Consider the following 18,076-nt stretch of genomic DNA (forward strand, 5'->3'; position numbering starts at 1 on the left):
GCTATCGCGGCCAACCGGAAAATTGCGCCACTTCATGCGTTGGAAACAGAAGTCCTACAATTCGGCGGCACTGCGGGCTTCACTCAGCGGTTGGCCGATGCGAAGCTGCACGGTTTCGCCTCCGATTTGAATCTCGATCATCTTGTCGCCGACCGAGAGGATCTTGCCTTGAAGTTGGCCGATTTCAAACTTCTCGCCGGGCTTCAAACGAAGCATTTTGTTTTTGGTCCGCAGGCTGACCCATGCTTCGGGATGCTCGCCAGAAACAATCGTCGCGGTCAAAAACGCATGTGCGGCGTCGTCAAACGACGGTTTCGGTTCTGGCTTCGCTTCCGGCGGCTTCGGTTCGACGACGGCGATCGTGAATTCTTTCGAGTCCATCACGGTCGGTTGACGATTGTCGTGCACCATGACGTTGAATTTGAATTCTCCCAATTCGCTCGGTTTCCAGCTGATCGTTCCGCGCTCACTGATTTGCAGTCCTGTCGGCGCGCCTTCGCCCAACTTGAACGAAACGCGATCCTTCTTGTCTGGATCTTCGGCTTTGACGGCGTAGCTGAACGTCTTCCCCATTTCGGCCGTATGCTTGGTGGTCGACACCAACTTGGGCGTCTTGTTGCCGGGGCGGAAGAAGTCGCGCGCCAGAATCACTTTCTGGTAGTCGGCCAAGTGACCGTGCGTGAGCGGTTCTCGGCGTTTGGATTTGGCGTCCACCAGATCATCGACCCCTTGGATCCCGATCGCTTCGACGGCCAGCGTCACTTCGAGGTTCTCTGTATCGGGCAGCGGACGCAGCGAGATCGACTTGATCTTGTGCAGCACGTCAAACGCATAAAATTCGTAGCAAAATTGCGTCACGCGAGCCAACGGCGCCTTCGCGCGAACGCTGAACGCATACTCGGCGTGCATCCCCACTTTTTTTCCGCTCAGCGGCTTGATGCTGACATCTTCAAAGCCGACCTCGCCCACTTTTTCGTGCAACCAGTTGGAGTACAACGATTGCGAAACACGATAATCCTCGGGCAGAGAGTGATCGCGATAGGTCGCCAAGCGCTGGGCGGCGAGGATCGCTTGGATTTCAACAAACTCTTCCTGATCGATTTGTCCTTGCAGCGCCGCGAGCTGTTTCGCGCGTTGGTCATAGGCGCTCGCATAGCGGCCATAGCCCAAATAGAGCACGCCGAAAATGATAAGCAAACCGACGAGACTAACTAAAATCTTCTCACGTTGATTCATGACTGAGCCCCCTCATCCGTCTTGTTGGCGACATCGTCGTCAGCGGCGGGTTCGGTGTTGACCGGCTCGGTAGGAGCTGGCTCCGTTGGATTAGGTTCGAGTTTCGGGGGTTCTTGATTCGTAGGCTCTTCGACCGATTTCTTTTCGGCCGGCTCCGCTTCAGCAAACGGCGTTGTCGTCGGCTTGGCGACGATGATCCGCTCTTGGAAATTCCAGTCGTAACCGGTCACTTCGGATTGTTTACTGCCGAGATTGCTGACCTGGTGCTGGTCATCTCGCAGTGAGGACTCCAGCTTTTTGATTCCCCCTTCGCTGGCGACAAAGCCGTCCAGCATGATCACGCCTCCAGCGGTCTGCGACGCGTCCATCTGCAATCGAGAAAGGATCGTCTCTTCGGCCGGCGGCAAGCTGGTCGCCATCCAGTAGGCCTGATCGAGCCATTGCACGTTCGACTCGAGCCAGCGATCGATTTTCTCGACGTCGTTTTGCTGCGCTACAGCCGCTTCGTTCGATTTTTTCAAAACGGCCAGCTTCGTCTTGGCGGCGTCGATGTCACTATCGAGTGAACCGAGCCGCATCCAGATCACCGCGACAACCAGCGCTGCGATGACCGCGGCCGCCGTTGCGTACGTCACATATTGACGACGCTTGCTCGGCGGAGCCGGACGTCGACGCGGATTGCGCAGGTCCAACGATCGCACCGACGGCGTCGCTTGATCGACCAACAGTCCCAACAAGCCGGCGTAGCGTCCCCGATTGACCAGCTTCTCGGCGCCGCTGTATTTCACGGCGGGGCTAGTGAATGGGTCGTACAACTCGGCTGGCAAACCTAATGTCGCGGCAAGCGACGTTTTCATTCCCGACAATTCTTCCTGGCCGACGAGAATGATTTTTTCGACGCTATGCGCGCCCAGTTGATTGCGAGCGGCGATCAGCGTGCGGCGCGACTCAAGCTGCAACGCTTTCTGTCGCTCTTCGCTCCCTTCTTCGCCCGGCAGGCGCGTCGAACGGGTGAAGACGACGGCGCCATCGGCGATGATGGTCAGCTCGATGTCATCCGAACTCGATTCAACGACCAGCGCGACCGACCCAGCGTGATGCGGATCGCGCGCCATCAGCGAAGCGGCCGCCAGCGGCCGAACGCCGACATGCTCGACCACCAGGGAAGCTGTCGAACAAGGGGACTCGACCCCTTTCAGACCTTTGCCTGAGATGCCGGCGGCCAACACGATCGTTTGTCCGACGGCGTTCACTTCGATCGGCGTATAGTCAAGCAGCCAATCGTCGGTCAGCGCCGTAAACTCACGAATCGCCGCAAAGCGAACCATGTCGGGCAAATCTTCGTCCGGCGCCGGCGGCAGCGTCAACACATGCAGCTCAACGCTGCTGCGCGGCAGCGTTACGCAGACCGGTCCTACGGCGATATTGCGATCGGCCAGTGCGGCGGCGATCGACTCCGCCAGTTCGCTGGTCCGCGGCGCAGCGAACGCCGTGTCAACCGTCACGCCTCCGCTACGCGGGCGCGCGACGACGATGCGAATTTCGCTGCCGTCCCATTCGATACCTATCAATTTCGCCATTTGGCGTACGCTCCCACTTAGTTGGCTGCGCCTGTAAATCCGAGGCCGATTCCCAATACTTCCAATGGATGACCGCGCCCGAGATGGCTAATATCTCTCCACAATAATAGCCGCGGCTCAGGCTGAGTAGCGTCAATCACGGCCTCATGCCGACTAAATGCAAGTCCACCTTCGTAATAACCGACAATTTGGGCCCGATGGACGTCTCCGCCGGCGTTGACCAGCGGCAACAGGGTCTTCATCTCGTCCAGCGTGACGATCCCTTCCATCCAGATCCAGGTCTCATAGGCGCGGAGCGGGTTCTCTTCGTCCGCGACCGGCACGCGACTCGCGATAATCGCTTCGGCCGCTTCTTCGGTCATGCCGGGGATCGCGAGCAGCAATTCACGCGGCGCCTGATTGATGTTGATGCGTCCCGGAATGATCGGCGACTCGTTCACCGTCAGCAGTTCCATGAAGTCCGGCATCCACTGCGCGGCGTTGAGCTGCTGAAACGGCGACTTCATCATCTGCGCCTGGCCGCTCTGACCAGAGTTTTGCCCGCCGTTTGACTGAGTTACCGAGACGACGGCGTCGATCAAATCGAGCGCGCTGGCAAAGGTCCCTTTCGGCTCTTGCGAAAAATCGAACTGGACGGAGGTGACATATTTTTGATTGGTCGCATTCGAAGTCGACGTGCTGGCGCCATACATGCGATAGGCGACGATAAAATCGGCCCACTCTTGCGGCACGACTTCCAGCAGGCGCGCGTGCAGCGCTTCGACATCTTCATCGTTGATGAAGATTTTCTCAGCCCCATCAGCGCCGTAGTTCTTCTCCATCCCATACAACGTCAGGAATGAAGTCCAGCCCCGCTCCGGCGCCTCGGTCAGCATGTCCTGTTCAAAACGATCCGCGTCAGGCGAAAGCGCGAGTTCCTGCGGATCGATGACGCCGTTGCGGTTTTCATCGCGGCCGAATAAGAGCTGCGGAGTTACTCCCCGCACGAGCAGCAATTCTTCGACCGTTTCCAGCGGGCCATTCTTCGGCGCATAGGGAGGATCAAGCCCTGAGTAGTAGTCGACTTCGGCGCCAAACTCACGCGGCTCATCGTCTTCGTCGATGTAGTCGAGAATCGCGTCGGCGATGTCTTCAGTCATGCCGGGCAAGCCCATCAACAATTGCCGGCCGGTGCTGCCGGAAGTCAGCGCCTCGTCGCTCGCCAGACCGGTGATTGTCGCTGACGCGCCTGCTCCGCTGGCCGCCGCAGCGCCGCTTGCATCCGAGAGGCCAGCGGCGCTGGCGAGTTCCGAAGCGGCGCCGGATTGCTCTTCCAGCATCAGCAACGCGTTCAAATTCAACCGGGCCGATTCATCTTCGAGCCCGTAGCGGATTCCGTCGAGATAGCCGTCGATATCGACGAGCGGGGCCAGAATCGTAAACCGGCCGCGCTGTCGCTCATCTTCTTCATCATCAACAAGCAGCTGCCCTTGGAACATCGCTGGGTTGTCGTAGATCCCGCCCAACTCGGTGATATATTCCGGCTCTTGGGCCAAGTACGATTCCAGAAATGACTCGCCCGACTCGGCGAAAGCGCGGGCTTGAATTTGTCGCCCGGTCAATTGAACGGCATGGTTTTCGGTTTGCATCAATTCAGTGAACGCATAAGCGCCCAGCGTCAGCATCATGACGACGACCAGCACGACAATCAGCACCGCGCCGCGACGGTTTTGTCCTCGTTGATTGCGACTCATAGGGGGGCCTCCGAACTAGAGCCGGAGTCCATCATCGCTTCTTCTTCGGCCAACGGATCAATCGGCACGGCGATCGGTATGCGAACCAACCGGCGATAGATCATGTCACCCTCGGCGACGCCGATTACGATCGCCTCTCCCTCGTCGTCAGCGCCGCCGCGCTCGTCGGCCGAACGAATCGCGACCACAATATCAACGGCCAGCGGCAGACCGCCCATCGTCGAGGAGTCCCATTCTTCGTACCACTCGTATCCGTCGAAATAGCGGAAATTCAAAAAGCAGACTTCCGGTGCGATGATCTCGGCCGTTGCGTCTAACTGTTTGGTATCGCCGTTCTCCAGCGCCCATTGCGTGACCGAGCGATCGAGCACGCGACGAACCAAGCCGGTCTGTTCGACCGTTCGATCGGGCGATTCGCCAACGGTCCCTTGATAGGCCGAACCGGGAATCAACAAATAGTAAGTGACCGTCTTCACATCGCTCGGCTTATCGGCCAGCTTTTGCGAACGGAAACCTACGTACTCGGGATCGTACTCATCGACACGCGGCAAGCGGCTCATATCGAACTGCAATTCGGTCGCGTTCCCATACAGACCAATCTGCATCGCAGGACCGCTGGACGCGGCCAGATCGGTCGTATTCAGGCTCGCGTCGGTTTCGGCCGTGGAGTCGAGACTGCTGAGGTCGGAAGAAATCGCGCCTCCGGTGAGCGAACTAGCCGCGCTCGAAGCCGAGCCGGACGCCATCGCTTCGACCGAGGAGAAATCGATCTCGTTCTTCCAAATGCAGTTGCGGAGGTCTTCTTCCATCAGTTTCATGACGGCGCGCCCCAGCTGCGCTTCTTCGACATTGGTGCGGCCGATATCGACGCTGCGCGAATACATATGAATCGCCGCGCCGACTGCCGCCATCAAGACGACCGCGATCGCCGAGGCGACCATCAATTCCAGCAGCGAAAGTCCGCGGCGCCGCCGACGACGGTGGGAGATGCGGTTCATATCGCGCCTCCGCTCGCGCTGCTGCTCGAATTCGGATCGCTGGACTCCGGCATTTCTAAGAGTTCCGCTTCGGGATCGGGGATCCAGCGAATCAGTTGAAATTGATCGGCGTCGGCCAGCGACGTTGCGTTGATGCGGCGGACCGAAACCCTCACCGCCAACAGACCATCCATCGTCGCCGGCTGCGAGTCGATGGAGTACGACCAAACGACCTCGCGCGCCGGGAGCGTGATGTTGGTTTCGCTGAGCATGTCGACCGGGATATCTTGCACCGGATCGGGCAAGCGGACGCCGACGATGATTTCGTCCATGATGGTCTGACAGATCATCTGCGACTCGGTCAGCCCTTCCGCTTCGCGCGCGCTGCGAAATCCGATGCTGATCAACTGCCCCAGCACCGCCAGCGAGCCCGCCAAGATCGCGAACGCCAACACCACTTCCAGCAGCGAAAAACCAACGTTATTCGTTCTTCGTAGCCCGCAGCGCAAGTTGCGAGGTTGCGTTATTTCCCTGGTTGGCCGCGAGAGCTCCGCTATCGCGGCTAACCGAGTCCTGCAAAGACTTGCGTTCATAGCGAAAGGTCCTCCGTGCTCTCGACTTCGGCGATCTTGGCGATCCCCGTTAAGCCGCGGAGTTTGACCATTCGCATCGAGCCATCTTCCGACTTCAACACCACCATCGCGTCGGACGTCGTTCCGTCGGGATAAAAGAGAATGGGCCGCGACTGGTCGGCGGAACCACCTTCCGCGATTTGTCCATCGGTCGTCTCATACGATCGCATATCGATATCGACCTGCTCTCCCATAAACACGACCCCTTCCGGCAACTCCGCCTGACGCGTGGCCGCTTCGACCGACTGCGTGATTAGCGAATTCCCGACGACGCGGTCTCCTTCGCCCACCAGATTGTTCTCTTGCGTGTCGCTCGCGCGCAGCCAAGGTTCGACCTGGTAATTGCCGGTATCCTTTTGAAAGCGGAACATGCGCACGCGTCCTGATTCCATCGCTTCGACGCGGGCCTTGCTGAACTCGGCGCAGATGGTGTCAGCAGCGCTTTTCAAACGTTGCGAACGAAGCGGCGCCAGAATGCTGGGCGCCGCGAGGGACAACAGAATCACCAGCAACGTCAGCACGACAAGCAGTTCGAGCAGAGTAAACCCGCTCGAACGTCGTGACTTTGGCATGGAAAGGTGAGTCTGCATAAACGTCCAACTTATTGAATATCGTCGTCCGAACCGTCGACGCCATCGGGGCCAGCCGAGTAAACGTCAGGCATGCCGCTGGCGCTTTTCTTGTATTTGAAGTCGTTGTCCCACGCATCTTTCGGCAGCGTCTCTTTTTCCAAGTAGGGACCTTTCCACTTGGTCGATCCGGCCGGCGCGACGATCAGGTCTTCCAGCTTTTCGGGCAATTGGCCCATGTTTAGGAGATAGGTTTTGCAAGCTTGTTCCAGCATCGCAGCTTGCACGGTCGTGCTTTTTTCTTTCGCTTGATCGAAGCTGCTGAAAATAGCTACGCCGGCGAACGAGGCCAGAATCACCAAGATCACCAGGACCAGCAACACTTCCAACAAGGTAAACCCGCGGCGCCGACGGCGATTGCGCTGATGCGACATAGCTAAACTCACTCCTAACGTTTGAACAAAATAAGGGGCTTACAAGCTGCTGCTCATCCGGAAGATCGGCAACAGCAGCGCGATGACGACGACCAGCACGATGCTGGCCATCACCAACAACATCATTGGTTCTAACAACCGCACGGTCAGATCAAGCCGACGTGACGTCCGCTTCTCGAGACCATCGGCGATTTCGACTAACACCGTGTCCAACGAGTTCGACTCTTCCGCGACGCTGATCATTTCGACCACGTTGCGGGGGAAGTAGCCGGACGCTGACAAGGGACTCGCCAGCGATTCGCCGGCGCTGATATTTTCGGAAGCGTCTTCGATCGCTTTGGCCAAGATCAGATTGCCGGCGGCGTCGCGACTGATTTCTAACGAACGAATGATCGGCACGCCGTTCTTGAGCATCGTTCCCAGCACGCGGCAGAACCGCGCGACGGCCAGCGACAACAAAATCGAGCCGAGCATCGGCATTTTGATCTTGATCCAGTCCCAGCGACGACGGCCGGTCTCGGTCTTCAGCTGCACGTTGATATAAAAAACCAGCGCGACAAAGCCGATCAAAAGGGGAACGCCAAAATTTTTGACCGACGTGCTGAACCACAATAGCCAATCGGTGATCGCCGGCAATTGGCCGCGCTCACGCAAGCGTCCAAACAACTCATCAAACTGCGGCACGAAGACCAGCAGCAGAAAGCCAAGCACGAACGAGCCGACGACGCCGAGAAAAACGGGATAGGCGAGCGCACTCATCGTGCGGCCCTTCAGATCTTCCTGGTCTTCGGTGAATTTGGCGACGCGATCGAGCGCATCTTCCAGGAATCCGCCTTCGGCGCCAGCGCGAACCATGTTGGTCGCCATTTCGCTGAACGCTTTCGGGTGGCGGCGCATCGCTTCATCGAGCGAAGCCCCTTCTTCGACCCGGCTGACGATGTCGTCCAAGATTTCCTGCAGCGCGACGTTCGACGCTTGTTCACGCAGCACTTTCAATGATCGCATCAGCGGCACGCCGCTGCGGATCAAAGAAGAAAGCTGCGCGTAAAGAATGGCCGACTGTTGAGCGCTGACCCGTTTGCCGCCGATCCGAAATCCGCTTCCCTTGGACTCTGCTTTGACTTCGATCGGAAAGAGCGACTTGCCCGACAGTTGGACAATCACGTCTCTCTCGGTCGCCGCCGACAGCACGCCGTTGACCTTCCGGCCGGTCGTATCTCGCGCGATGTAAGTAAAGTCAGGCATCGGTGGCTACAGCGAAATGAGAGGGATCGAAAAGCGTGAAATAGGAAGCAAGCAGGTTAGGCATGCGCCGGAGAGCCGACGACTTCCGGTTTGGTGACTCGCAAGATCTCTTCGACCGACGAATCGCCGCTCAACGCTTTGCGCCAGCCATATTGTCGCAACGTGAGCATGCCGTTCTTTTTGGCAATCTGCTTGATCTTGTGCGTGCTCAGCCCTTCGTGCGCGAGCTCGCGGATTTCTTCGGTCGTGATCAACAACTCGTAAATACCCATTCGACCGCGATAGCCAACTCCGCGACACTGACGACAGCCGGTCGGCTGGTGCAGTTTGCCGCCGGCCGCGATAAAGTCATCCCACGGAAAATCGGCCGGCAGTTCCGCTCGTTTCGGCTCATAGGCGACTTTGCAGTGCGGACAGAGCTTGCGAACCAGGCGCTGGGCCATGACCCCTTCGATCGTGCTGGCGATCAAAAACGGTTCGACCCCCATGTCGATCATTCGCGCAAAGGCGCCTGCCGCGTCGTTGGTATGCAGCGTACTGAACACCAAGTGCCCCGTCAGCGAGGCTTGCACCGCGTTTTCAGCGGTCTCTTTATCACGAATTTCACCAACCAGCACCACGTCCGGGTCATGACGCAAAATACTGCGGAGCGAAGCGGCGAACGTGAGCCCGATCTTCGGATGGACCTGAATCTGGTTGATCCCGTCCAGCTGATATTCGACCGGGTCTTCGGTCGTGATGATCTTGGTCGACTCGTCTTGAATTTCGAGCAGCGAGCTATAGAGCGTGGTCGTCTTTCCCGAACCGGTCGGGCCGGTCACCAGCACGATGCCGTGGGGTAGCGAGATGATGCTTTTGAATTGTTGATAGACGTCTTCGTCCATTCCCAGCGTGCGTAGGTCGAACGTGAGCGAACCCTTGTCGAGAATACGCATCACGATGCTTTCGCCGTGAATCATCGGGATCATCGAGACGCGGATATCAATCTCGCGGCCGCGCACCTTCAGCTTGATCCGGCCGTCTTGCGGCAGACGTTTCTCGGCGATGTTCAAACGCGACATGATTTTCAAGCGGCTGATGATCGCCGCCTGAAAGTAGTTGATCTCTGGCGGGACCGGCTGCGAGTGCAGCATGCCGTCGATGCGGTACCGAACGACCAGGCCGCTCCCTTGCGATTCGATATGAACGTCGCTCGCGCGCGATTCGATCGCTTCAAACATGATCTCGTTGACCAAGCGAACGACCGAGGCCTCTTGGGCCATTTCGGAAAGTTCTGAGCCGTCTGATTCGATGTCATCCAGCAGTTCGATGTCGCTGCCGGCGTCTTCTTCTTTCAGCGCCAGCAAGCCTTCGACCGTCTCGCCGCCGACCCCCAAATTGGCTTTGATCAGCTTGGCGATTTCGACCCGTGAGGCCAACACCGGAACGACCGATAAGCCGGTGACCGCGGCGACTTCGTCCAGCGGGTAGAGATCAAACGGATCGCTGGTCGCGACAATCACGCTACCGTTGCGGCGCTGCAGCGGAAACAGAGACTGGCGATAGATCAACCGCTGCGGCAATGTTTTCAACAGCGAGAGATCGATATCGGCGGTGGTCAGATCGACGAAATCGAGCCCCACTTCCACGCCGAGCGCTTTCAGCGCGTCTTCTTCATCGACAAACCCCAACTCCACAGCGCGCTCGATCGCGTCACCTGGAAGCTTTTGCTCGCGACGAACGATCTCTAACTGTTCGGCCGAGATCAATCCATGACGCACCAAGATTTCGCCGGCTTCAACCATGATTGGGGCAGATGATGGGATAAGGGGTGAAAAAGAGGAGGCGGAACCTATTGTAACTGTTCGTCCCCCAGAATGACTCATTGTGTTCGATAGTTTGTTTGTCTACTAACTTCCAACGCCGGAAATAGCGTCAAAGTTTCGCAAAACGTGCAAACCGCAACAAAAAAACCCCTGGCCCGTGCGGGCAAACCAGGGGTTCTCTGGTCAATTTTCGCTCGCACGCCTAGTTGGTGTTGTCGCCCGCTGGCGTTCGACCGCGACGATTGTTCTGATTGCCGCGGTTATTTGGACCGCCTCGTCCGCCGAACTGCAATTCGTACGGTTCGCCGAGCAGTTCTTTCCACTTCGCTTGTTGCTCAGGAGTCAGCACGCTCAACAGCTTTTCTTCCGCTTCTTTTTGGGCGGCCGCCAGTTTCTCACGCAGCTCTTGGGCGACTTCTTCCCGCTTTTCACGTAGTTCGGCGATCTGCTCTTCGGTCAGCCCCAATGCTTCGACAACCCGCTCGTTGGTCAACGCATTCGCGGCGCCTGATCCGCCGCCGGGTCCGCCGCTGCGGGCAACTTGCTGTTGCAGCGCGATTTGCTTCAAGCGCGAAACCTGATGCGGCAGCAAGACCTGCTCCATTTCGGTCTTCACTTCGGCTTGAACTTCCGCCATTTTGGCCTGCATCGATTCGCGAAATTCGGTCCGTTCTTCTTCACTCATGTCGCGAAAATTGCCCATTCCCTGGAAGACTTCGCGCATCTTTTCGCGAACGGAATTTTGGATTTCGCGGATCTCTTCATATTGGGCGTCGGGGATTTCCAGTTCTTCTCGCACTTGCGGGCTGTTCAACAGGCCAAATTCGTCGCCGCCCCCGCCGGGACCGCCGCCAAAACCGCCACGTCCGCCGGGGCCTTGGGCCAGCGAGATGGAGCTGAACGTAACCACAAGCGCCGCAACCATTAACGACAAACCGGCAAATCGCAATTTCATGACCGTATTCTCCGCGACCGTTAGATGAAAAACGCCTTGTAAGGCGCTAGTTGATGAATCACCACCGTAAATCTAACCCGCGAGAGGGCCCGAGGTTCCGGCGATTTCGGCTTGATTCCGATAAAACCGAAACAACCGATCGACCGCTCGGTTAATAATAGGTATCTCTGTTGATCGCCTTCCTTACCGGCCCTCCTTTTGGGACGACTCCGCAATGCGAAACTACCTCCTGCTGCTCGTTTTAGCTCTCTCCCTTCCTTTGGCCGCCCAGGCGCAAGGTCCCGGCGGCGATCGCGGTGACCGTGGAGGGGATCGCGGTGACCGTGGAGGAGATCGAGGTCGCGGCGGCGATCGCGGCGGCTGGGGCGGACGCGGCGGAGATGATCGAGGTGGAGATCGAGGAGATGATCGCGGCGGACGCGGCGGCGATGACCGTGGGGGAGACCGCGGGGGCGAAGATCGGTGGAAAAATTTCGATCCGACCAACATGCTGAAGGGAATGGACAAAAACGGCAACGGCGTGCTGGACGACGACGAAGTCTCAGGACGATGGGGCGGATTTATTGATCGAATCAAAGAAAGAGCGGGCTACAGCGACAAAGGCCCGGTCAATATCGAAAAGCTGACCAACGCGCTGAAAAAGCAACGCGAAGCAGGCGAATCGGGAACTGTTCCCGGCTTCGGCGAAGAAGCGGGCCTGGAGATGGCCAAAGGGTTCGACGCGCCTCCTCCCTACACCGGAATAGCCCTGGAAAACAAGTTTGACCAGAAGACGATCGACAGCGTCACCAGCATGCTGGACCGCTACGACAAAGACAAAAACGGCTTTCTCGACAGCTACGAATGGTCAGGCGCTCGCTGGCGCACTCCGCCAGAAGGCTCCGACCTGAACAAAGACGGTAAGCTCGATCGCCTGGAGCTGGCCAAGCGAGTTTCTGGGTTCTCGGCCGGTCGCGATGACGGCAAAGATGACGCTGGCGGAGATCGTCGCGGTTCCGATGACAAAGGCGACATCCGCGAAAATGCGAAAGCCCTGCTAAAGCAGCATGACAAAAACGGCAACGGCTATCTCGAAAAGGACGAATGGTTCAAAAGCGATCTCGGTAACTACGATAAGAACCGCGACGGCAAGATCTCGACCGATGAACTGGCCAGCCGCATCTCGAGCTTCGCCAACCGATCGTCGTTTGCGTCCAGTCGCGCCGAGGGTCAAAAGGTGGAGACCTATCGCTTTTTAACCCCGCTAGAGCGTCTGCCCAAAGGGTTGCCCGATTGGTTTAACAACAACGACGCCGACGAAGATGGCCAGATTCACATGAGCGAATACTCGGTCGTCTGGTCCGACAGCAAAGCGGACGAGTTCGCCAAATATGACTTGAACGGCGACGGCTTTATCACGGCGAAGGAAGCGCTCGGCGGCGGGTCCGCGACCACGGCTGCATCAACCTCCTCCTCGTCGTCCAGCCGTTCCTCGTCATCGACCGCTTCGGCGTCCCCTTCCGAACGGAGCAGCGGACCGCCGTCACGCGGCGATCGTTCGCGCGGCGGTTTTGGCTTCGGACGTCGCTAGTTCGCCAACAACCAAGACCCCATTTTTCGACAACAGCCGTTTCTCGCCAAACGGCTGATGTTGTTTCTTGGGCATGCGTAGCCCAACACGCGAGCTTTGAAGGGCCGCTATTTGCTAGAGGAGAAGATGAAACGCGGCAAAACAGGGCAAGAAACAACATGGCGCCGTTCCGTAATGACGGACAAGTTGGGGCCGCGAAAGTTGCCAAATAGCAAATCTCTTAGGTCCGGCCGGGCCGTTCCAACATAGTCTGGGGTGGAGTCGCTGCAAGCGACGCAGCCCCGGGTCAAAGCGAATAACCGGGACACTGACGTTGGACAAAAATCCCGAGCAATCGGGCTCAAACGCCAGCAGTTCTAACAGCACCGAGCCCCCGGGCGATGTTATCGAGGCCTGTGGGGCCTAAAGAATGGATGATTAGGAAACTCGCAACTTGCTCACCCAGGCGCACTTCTCTTCTAGCAACGTGTTCGGCTACTTCGCCGCTTGCTTCGCCGATTCGCCGACCGTTAGTTCGCCATCGCTGGCGCTGTCTTCAATCGTCGTAGCGTCAAACAGCGGCAGCGTGATGCGGAAGGTGGTGCCAACGTCAGGCGCACTTTCGATCCGGATGCTGCCGTCGTGCGACGCGATGACCGCTGCGCAGATGCTAAGCCCCAGGCCCGTCCCTTGCGTCGGTTCACCAGGCACGCGTTTGCGATCGCCGCGGTAGAAGCGTTCAAAGACCTTCTCGTGGTCTTCTTCGCGAATGCCGCAGCCGTTGTCGGCGATCGATAGCTCCACCGTCGAATTGTCGGCCGACTTTTCGATCAACACGTCAATCCGCCCCCCCTCAGGCGTAAACTTGATCGCATTGTCCAACAGGTTGTTCACCACCTGGCGAAGATGCTCGACATTGCCGCGCACCCAACACGATTCCATTTCGCTATGGAGCGTCAATCCATTCTCTTCGGCGGCGCCGCGGAACATATCGACCGAGCGTTGGACCGCGTGGTCGAGCGACATCCGATGGAGATGAAAATAGCGCCGATCCGATTCGGTTTCGGAGAGGAGCAGCAGCTGATTGACCAGGGTCTCAAGATGATAGTTCTCTTCGATCAACTCGCCGAGCAGCTCTTGATAATCTTCGACCGGCCGCGTCTCGTTCAACGTGACTTCGATACTGCTGCGAATCGCCGCCAAAGGAGTGCGCAGTTCATGGGCTGCGTTGGCCAGCAGATCTTGTTTGCGAGAGACATGCACGGCGATTCGATCGAGCAATCCGTTGATCGTCGCCGCTAACTGATCCATCTCGTCGCCGGTTCCTCGCCAAGGCAAGCGCTCTTCGAGATGGCTCGGGCGCAATCGGGCCGACGCGCGGATCATTTCTGACAACGGTTCGGTGGCGCGCCCGGCGAGCCAATATCCGCACAGCGGAGCGAGCAATAAAACAATCCCCGATGCGACCAAGACCTGACGATCGACCCGCGTCAGATCGTCCCAAATCGGCCGCAGACTGGTTCCTAAACGGATCGACGCGATCCCTTCTTCCGGTTTTCCCAATTGGTGCTGCACGAAGCGAATCGAACCAACTTCGATCGGCCGAGAGTCAGGAATCTGCTTCGCATAGCGCAGCGCCACGTCCGGCGCTTTTGCGCTGGCCCAAATGACGTCCGACTGCTCGCCGATAAACGCGACAAACCAACCATGTTGCAGGTGCCCTTCCGCATGCTGCTCGAGCGTCTGACGCATGTCGGCCAAGTCAATCGGTCGCTCATTCAGCATCAATACGATTTGCCGCATGTCCTCTGCTAGCAGCTGATCGACTTCATGATAGAGCGCGTAGCGAACCCCTTCGCGCAGTCCCGCTAGCGTCGCCCCCGCCGCCAGCAAGACGACGATCGCGTTCCAGACCATCAACCGAAATCGCAGCGTTTGAGACGCTGTTTGCAGGGCCTTCCAACGTTCGCTAATCCAGAGAGAGAAGGGACTCATGCTTCACCTACAAATTTCAAAACCAGACAGTCGTATGTTTCGTGAATCGCAAACTCGCTCGCTAGCATCGCGTGAATCCGGGAAGACCAGGCGCCTTAAGGTATTTTAATAGTTGACATCGACAAATGAGATAGCCGATGAAAATCGAACACCCCACTCGCTATGTCAAAAACAAAAACTGTCGGAAGCTTCATGATCATACGCCGGATCGCGACCCTGTTGTTCCTTTTCGCCAGCATTGGGCTTGTCCGCACGAGCTTCGGGCAGGAAGCCTATGTCGAAACCGATGTCGAACGACGTCTCCTTTCGATGGAGAGCGAAATCGAATTGTTGCGCAATGAACTGGCCGCCGCAAAAACGGTCGGCAGCGCACCCTACCACGAGGCCTCCTATTCGACGCCTGCGGAAGAGGCACGCTGGGTGATCAACACCAACGCCGGCCTACCGCCGTGCCCTCCGGCCGCGACCTATCCGACCGTGAAGGTCTCGGGGTTCTTTCACTTGGACACGGATTGGTTTGACCAAAATCAGGCGAATATCGCCACGGTGGGCGACATTCAAGATGGTAGCGGCTTCCGTCGCTCGCGCCTGGGCGTCAACGGCAATGTGGCCGAAAACGTCAACTACAACATGGAATATGACTTTGCGGTCAGCCAGGCCCGCTTCACCGACGTCTGGGTCAACTTTAGCGAAGTCGCCCTGTTGGGCAACGTTCGCATCGGTCGCTGGCGTCAGCCGTTCGGCATGGACGAATTGACCAGCGTGCGCGAACTGCCATTCTTGGAACGTTCGCTGTTGTTTTCGATGTCGCCGTTCCGTCAAACCGGTATCGGCTTTTACGATAACAGCGAAGGCGAAAACATGACCTGGGCCGCTTCGGTCATTCGCTATCAGACCGATAACTTTGGCAACACCGCCGGCGACAACGGAGGCTATGGTTTCGTCGGTCGCTATACGATGCTGCCGATCTATCAGGATGACGGCGAACGCTTAGTGCATTTGGGCGCCGACTACTTCTATGTCGATCCCTCCTTGAATACGACTCGCTTCGCCTCGCAGCCTGAAATTCAGATCGTCGACAGCACCGGCTTCCAAGGAAACATTCTATCGAGCGTGCCGCCGTTCATCGACACCGGCGTCGTTCCGACCAACCACGTCAGCTCGTATCGCTTGGAAGCGGCCGCCGCTTATGGAAGATTTTACGTCCAGTCCGAAGCGCAGTGGCTGCAGCTGGATCAGCTGGGCGGACCGAACCAAACGATCGAAGCGGCCTACATTCAAGGTCGCTACATCCTGACCGGCGAGAAGCTGCCGTACAATCGCAAGACCGGCGTATTTGGCGGAATCACTCCCTTCCACGACGTGAAGCCTTGCTACGGCGGAATCGGCGCTTGGGAAGTGACGGCGCGATGGTCCTATGCAGACTTCAACGGCGCATGGGTCGGCGCCAACGCTGGTCCTGGCCGTCAATTGAACGACGCGACGCTCGGCTTGAACTGGTACGTCAACAAGTTCACCAAGTTCCAGTTCAACTACATCCATGCGATGTTGAACGATCCAACATTGGGCGACAGCCACGCGAACATCTTCGCCGCGCGCTGCCAGTTAGCGTTCTAAACGACGACGACGCGAGCACGTGCGTTAGCCGGTTCGCAAAACGTAGCCCCTGCCCCGTACGGTATGGATCAGGGGCTCGTCGAATCCGCGATCTACTTTTTGCCGCAGATGGTTGATGTGGACGTCAATGACATTGGTCATGCCGTTCCAGTCCTGTCCCCACAGATGCTCGTTCAGCATCTTGCGCGAGACGATCTGACCTGCGTGCCGCATCAGTAGTTCTAAGATGCTGAACTCCGACGGCGAAAGATCAATCTCTTTGCTGCTGCGCGTCACCTTGCGGCTTCCCAAGTCAAGCGCCAGGGGACCTGCTTCGTAGTTGAGCGCCGGACGCGGACTGGCTCGGCGCCACATCGCGTTGAGCCGCGCGAGCAATTCTGGAAAAGCGAACGGCTTGACCATGTAGTCGTCCGCGCCGTGATCCAGCCCTTGGACGCGATCATCGACCGACCCCAGGGCCGTGAGAATCAACAGCGGAGTGCCGATACCTTCGTCACGCAGCGTTCTAACGACCTCCAGCCCACCGATCCCCGGCAACATCAAGTCCAGCAAGATCGCGTCAAACTGCTGCGTCCTGGCGTATTCCAGTCCCTTCTCGCCGCTGCGGGTCCACGTACATTCGTGCCCCGCTTCGGTTAAACCGCGTGACAGCGACTTGCCCAGGAGTTGTTCGTCTTCGACGACTAATATGTGCATTACGGCGATCCGAGCTTCGTTTTTACATCCCAAGCGGCGGTTACTTTGCCGCTGAAACCATTAAATCTACCGTACGAGAGGAGCGTCACTGCGAGAACATGAATGTTTTTTAATTCTAACGACCTTTGCACTTTCCGGCATCTCGACGCAAAATTGCATCACAGTTGAAGTGCACCGCTTCAACAGCTGCAAAGGGCGAAAACGGATTTCGTCTTCGCGACAAAAACAACACACCCAAGCCCCCCATGATAACCTCCGCAGGGATTCGCCGCTTCGCTCCCCACCGCGAAGCCTGGAAACATCCGTCGCTGACGGCACAAGTAACGCAAGCCTTGTAGCAGTCCCCAGCACCTGAGCGGCGGCGGCGGCGACATTGTCGCACAACGCCGCCGCGCAGGTTTGCTGAACGGGAACGCCCGCCGTCGAGAAACCGATACAAGTTCCGCTGACTTACCGCAACGCAAAGTTTTCGCAATGGCAGCCGCTAACGTCGCGATCAGCATCGAAGGAGATCCGCTCAGCTTGCTGCGCGAGTCTTCTTACGAACTGATGCGAACTGATTTTGAAATCGCTGTCATGAGCGGCGTTTTGCTGCTGCTAGTCGGTCTGCTTTCGCTGCTGCGGGGAAAGTTCGCACGCTTTGTTCCGGTCCCGTTGAGCGTGATCTTTCTCGCCGCTTTGCCTGGCTCCTACGTCGACGTCAACTGTCTCGATTCGGACAATCCCGCTCTGGCGGAAACGGAACAGTGCGACGCCCAGTCCAAATCGGACGCCGACTTCCCTTTGGCGACCATCGACTTGCGCCCTAGCGTTGTGCGAAATTCCACAACTTCGCATATCCTCGAAGAACAAGCTGCCCCGTCGCCGCGAAGCCGGAACAATTTTCTCTTGCGCGGGCCCCCTGCGATTTAGTCGCCGCTCTCTTCATGCCCACCATGCACTTATTCAACCTCGTTTTGAATTCACCGCTGCACGTTCTCAAAAAGTCATCTGTCCACGCGTTTGGCTTACGAGTTTGAGATCCTGTCGCGACCAAAACGAACGCCGGCGTCG

The 18,076-nt window shown here is 57.8% G+C and carries 15 protein-coding genes; 3 read left to right on the plus strand and 12 right to left on the minus strand.

Annotated elements, in window-relative coordinates; genetic code table 11:
• Nucleotides 1-54: 54 nt before the first annotated feature.
• The 10 genes from DSM3645_RS16415 to DSM3645_RS16460 all read right to left on the minus strand — a co-directional run bounded on the left by DSM3645_RS16415 (nucleotide 55) and on the right by DSM3645_RS16460 (nucleotide 11,166).
• Nucleotides 55-1,236, minus strand: coding sequence for a putative Ig domain-containing protein (locus tag DSM3645_RS16415; RefSeq protein ID WP_002653361.1), 1,182 nt, complete (start codon nucleotides 1,234-1,236; stop codon nucleotides 55-57).
• Nucleotides 1,233-2,816, minus strand: a complete 1,584-nt coding sequence (gene pilM / locus DSM3645_RS16420; protein ID WP_002653362.1) for a type IV pilus biogenesis protein PilM — start codon at nucleotides 2,814-2,816, stop codon at nucleotides 1,233-1,235. The genes DSM3645_RS16415 and pilM overlap by 4 nt, the downstream gene beginning before the upstream one ends.
• 17 nt (nucleotides 2,817-2,833) lie before the next feature.
• On the minus strand, nucleotides 2,834-4,549 hold the full coding sequence (locus tag DSM3645_RS16425; RefSeq protein ID WP_002653363.1) for a type II secretion system protein GspK: 1,716 nt from the start codon (nucleotides 4,547-4,549) through the stop codon (nucleotides 2,834-2,836).
• Nucleotides 4,546-5,547 carry a PilW family protein gene (locus DSM3645_RS16430; RefSeq protein ID WP_002653364.1) on the minus strand — a complete coding sequence of 334 codons (1,002 nt, stop codon included), beginning with the start codon at nucleotides 5,545-5,547 and terminating at the stop codon, nucleotides 4,546-4,548. Before DSM3645_RS16430 ends, DSM3645_RS16425 begins: the two co-directional genes overlap by 4 nt.
• Nucleotides 5,544-6,119 carry a hypothetical protein gene (locus DSM3645_RS16435; RefSeq protein ID WP_237564834.1) on the minus strand — a complete coding sequence of 192 codons (576 nt, stop codon included), beginning with the start codon at nucleotides 6,117-6,119 and terminating at the stop codon, nucleotides 5,544-5,546. The genes DSM3645_RS16430 and DSM3645_RS16435 overlap by 4 nt, the downstream gene beginning before the upstream one ends.
• A complete protein-coding gene (locus DSM3645_RS28505; RefSeq protein ID WP_002653367.1) occupies nucleotides 6,116-6,730 on the minus strand; it encodes a prepilin-type N-terminal cleavage/methylation domain-containing protein in 615 nt (204 codons plus the stop codon). Before DSM3645_RS28505 ends, DSM3645_RS16435 begins: the two co-directional genes overlap by 4 nt.
• A 29-nt stretch (nucleotides 6,731-6,759) precedes the next feature.
• Complete coding sequence (gspG, locus tag DSM3645_RS16445; protein ID WP_002653368.1) at nucleotides 6,760-7,161, minus strand: type II secretion system major pseudopilin GspG; 402 nt, start codon at nucleotides 7,159-7,161, stop codon at nucleotides 6,760-6,762.
• Nucleotides 7,162-7,200: 39 nt separating this feature from the next.
• Nucleotides 7,201-8,406: a type II secretion system F family protein gene (locus DSM3645_RS16450; RefSeq protein ID WP_002653369.1), complete on the minus strand. Its 1,206-nt coding sequence runs from the start codon at nucleotides 8,404-8,406 to the stop codon at nucleotides 7,201-7,203.
• Nucleotides 8,407-8,462: 56 nt separating this feature from the next.
• On the minus strand, nucleotides 8,463-10,190 hold the full coding sequence (locus tag DSM3645_RS16455; protein WP_002653370.1) for a GspE/PulE family protein: 1,728 nt from the start codon (nucleotides 10,188-10,190) through the stop codon (nucleotides 8,463-8,465).
• Between the two features lie 223 nt (nucleotides 10,191-10,413).
• Nucleotides 10,414-11,166: a hypothetical protein gene (locus DSM3645_RS16460; protein WP_002653371.1), complete on the minus strand. Its 753-nt coding sequence runs from the start codon at nucleotides 11,164-11,166 to the stop codon at nucleotides 10,414-10,416.
• A 214-nt stretch (nucleotides 11,167-11,380) separates the two neighbouring features.
• On the opposite strand from DSM3645_RS16460, the gene DSM3645_RS28515 reads away from it, so the two are divergent.
• Complete coding sequence (locus DSM3645_RS28515; protein WP_085970163.1) at nucleotides 11,381-12,736, plus strand: hypothetical protein; 1,356 nt, start codon at nucleotides 11,381-11,383, stop codon at nucleotides 12,734-12,736.
• Between the two features lie 474 nt (nucleotides 12,737-13,210).
• On the opposite strand, the gene DSM3645_RS16470 is transcribed toward DSM3645_RS28515, so the two are convergent.
• A complete protein-coding gene (locus tag DSM3645_RS16470) occupies nucleotides 13,211-14,710 on the minus strand; it encodes a sensor histidine kinase (protein ID WP_002653374.1) in 1,500 nt (499 codons plus the stop codon).
• Nucleotides 14,711-14,902: 192 nt separating this feature from the next.
• Here DSM3645_RS16470 and DSM3645_RS16475 point away from each other — a divergent pair, with 192 nt between their 5' ends.
• Complete coding sequence (locus DSM3645_RS16475; protein ID WP_161603360.1) at nucleotides 14,903-16,327, plus strand: OprO/OprP family phosphate-selective porin; 1,425 nt, start codon at nucleotides 14,903-14,905, stop codon at nucleotides 16,325-16,327.
• A 24-nt stretch (nucleotides 16,328-16,351) separates the two neighbouring features.
• Here the strand turns inward: DSM3645_RS16475 and DSM3645_RS16480 are convergent, their stop codons facing one another.
• Complete coding sequence (locus DSM3645_RS16480) at nucleotides 16,352-17,023, minus strand: response regulator transcription factor (protein WP_040351902.1); 672 nt, start codon at nucleotides 17,021-17,023, stop codon at nucleotides 16,352-16,354.
• Between the two features lie 474 nt (nucleotides 17,024-17,497).
• On the opposite strand from DSM3645_RS16480, the gene DSM3645_RS16485 reads away from it, so the two are divergent.
• Nucleotides 17,498-17,935, plus strand: coding sequence for a hypothetical protein (locus tag DSM3645_RS16485; RefSeq protein ID WP_002653377.1), 438 nt, complete (start codon nucleotides 17,498-17,500; stop codon nucleotides 17,933-17,935).
• Nucleotides 17,936-18,076: the final 141 nt, after the last annotated feature.

The organism is Blastopirellula marina DSM 3645, assembly GCF_000153105.1.
Lineage (GTDB): Bacteria > Planctomycetota > Planctomycetia > Pirellulales > Pirellulaceae > Blastopirellula > Blastopirellula marina.

Bases quoted from the DNA above. Each gene is read 5' to 3' on its own strand.
- DSM3645_RS16415 (WP_002653361.1), bottom strand. From the start codon at position 1,236: ATGAATCAACGTGAGAAGATTTTAGTTAGTCTCGTCGGTTTGCTTATC.
- DSM3645_RS16475 (WP_161603360.1), top strand. From the start codon at position 14,903: ATGATCATACGCCGGATCGCGACCCTGTTGTTCCTTTTCGCCAGCATT.
- DSM3645_RS16485 (WP_002653377.1), top strand. From the start codon at position 17,498: ATGGCAGCCGCTAACGTCGCGATCAGCATCGAAGGAGATCCGCTCAGC.
- DSM3645_RS16435 (WP_237564834.1), bottom strand. From the start codon at position 6,119: ATGAACGCAAGTCTTTGCAGGACTCGGTTAGCCGCGATAGCGGAGCTC.
- DSM3645_RS28515 (WP_085970163.1), top strand. From the start codon at position 11,381: ATGCGAAACTACCTCCTGCTGCTCGTTTTAGCTCTCTCCCTTCCTTTG.
- DSM3645_RS28505 (WP_002653367.1), bottom strand. From the start codon at position 6,730: ATGCCAAAGTCACGACGTTCGAGCGGGTTTACTCTGCTCGAACTGCTT.
- DSM3645_RS16460 (WP_002653371.1), bottom strand. From the start codon at position 11,166: ATGAAATTGCGATTTGCCGGTTTGTCGTTAATGGTTGCGGCGCTTGTG.
- DSM3645_RS16425 (WP_002653363.1), bottom strand. From the start codon at position 4,549: ATGAGTCGCAATCAACGAGGACAAAACCGTCGCGGCGCGGTGCTGATT.
- DSM3645_RS16430 (WP_002653364.1), bottom strand. From the start codon at position 5,547: ATGAACCGCATCTCCCACCGTCGTCGGCGGCGCCGCGGACTTTCGCTG.
- DSM3645_RS16470 (WP_002653374.1), bottom strand. From the start codon at position 14,710: ATGAGTCCCTTCTCTCTCTGGATTAGCGAACGTTGGAAGGCCCTGCAA.
- gspG (WP_002653368.1), bottom strand. From the start codon at position 7,161: ATGTCGCATCAGCGCAATCGCCGTCGGCGCCGCGGGTTTACCTTGTTG.
- pilM (WP_002653362.1), bottom strand. From the start codon at position 2,816: ATGGCGAAATTGATAGGTATCGAATGGGACGGCAGCGAAATTCGCATC.
- DSM3645_RS16480 (WP_040351902.1), bottom strand. From the start codon at position 17,023: ATGCACATATTAGTCGTCGAAGACGAACAACTCCTGGGCAAGTCGCTG.
- DSM3645_RS16455 (WP_002653370.1), bottom strand. From the start codon at position 10,190: ATGGTTGAAGCCGGCGAAATCTTGGTGCGTCATGGATTGATCTCGGCC.
- DSM3645_RS16450 (WP_002653369.1), bottom strand. From the start codon at position 8,406: ATGCCTGACTTTACTTACATCGCGCGAGATACGACCGGCCGGAAGGTC.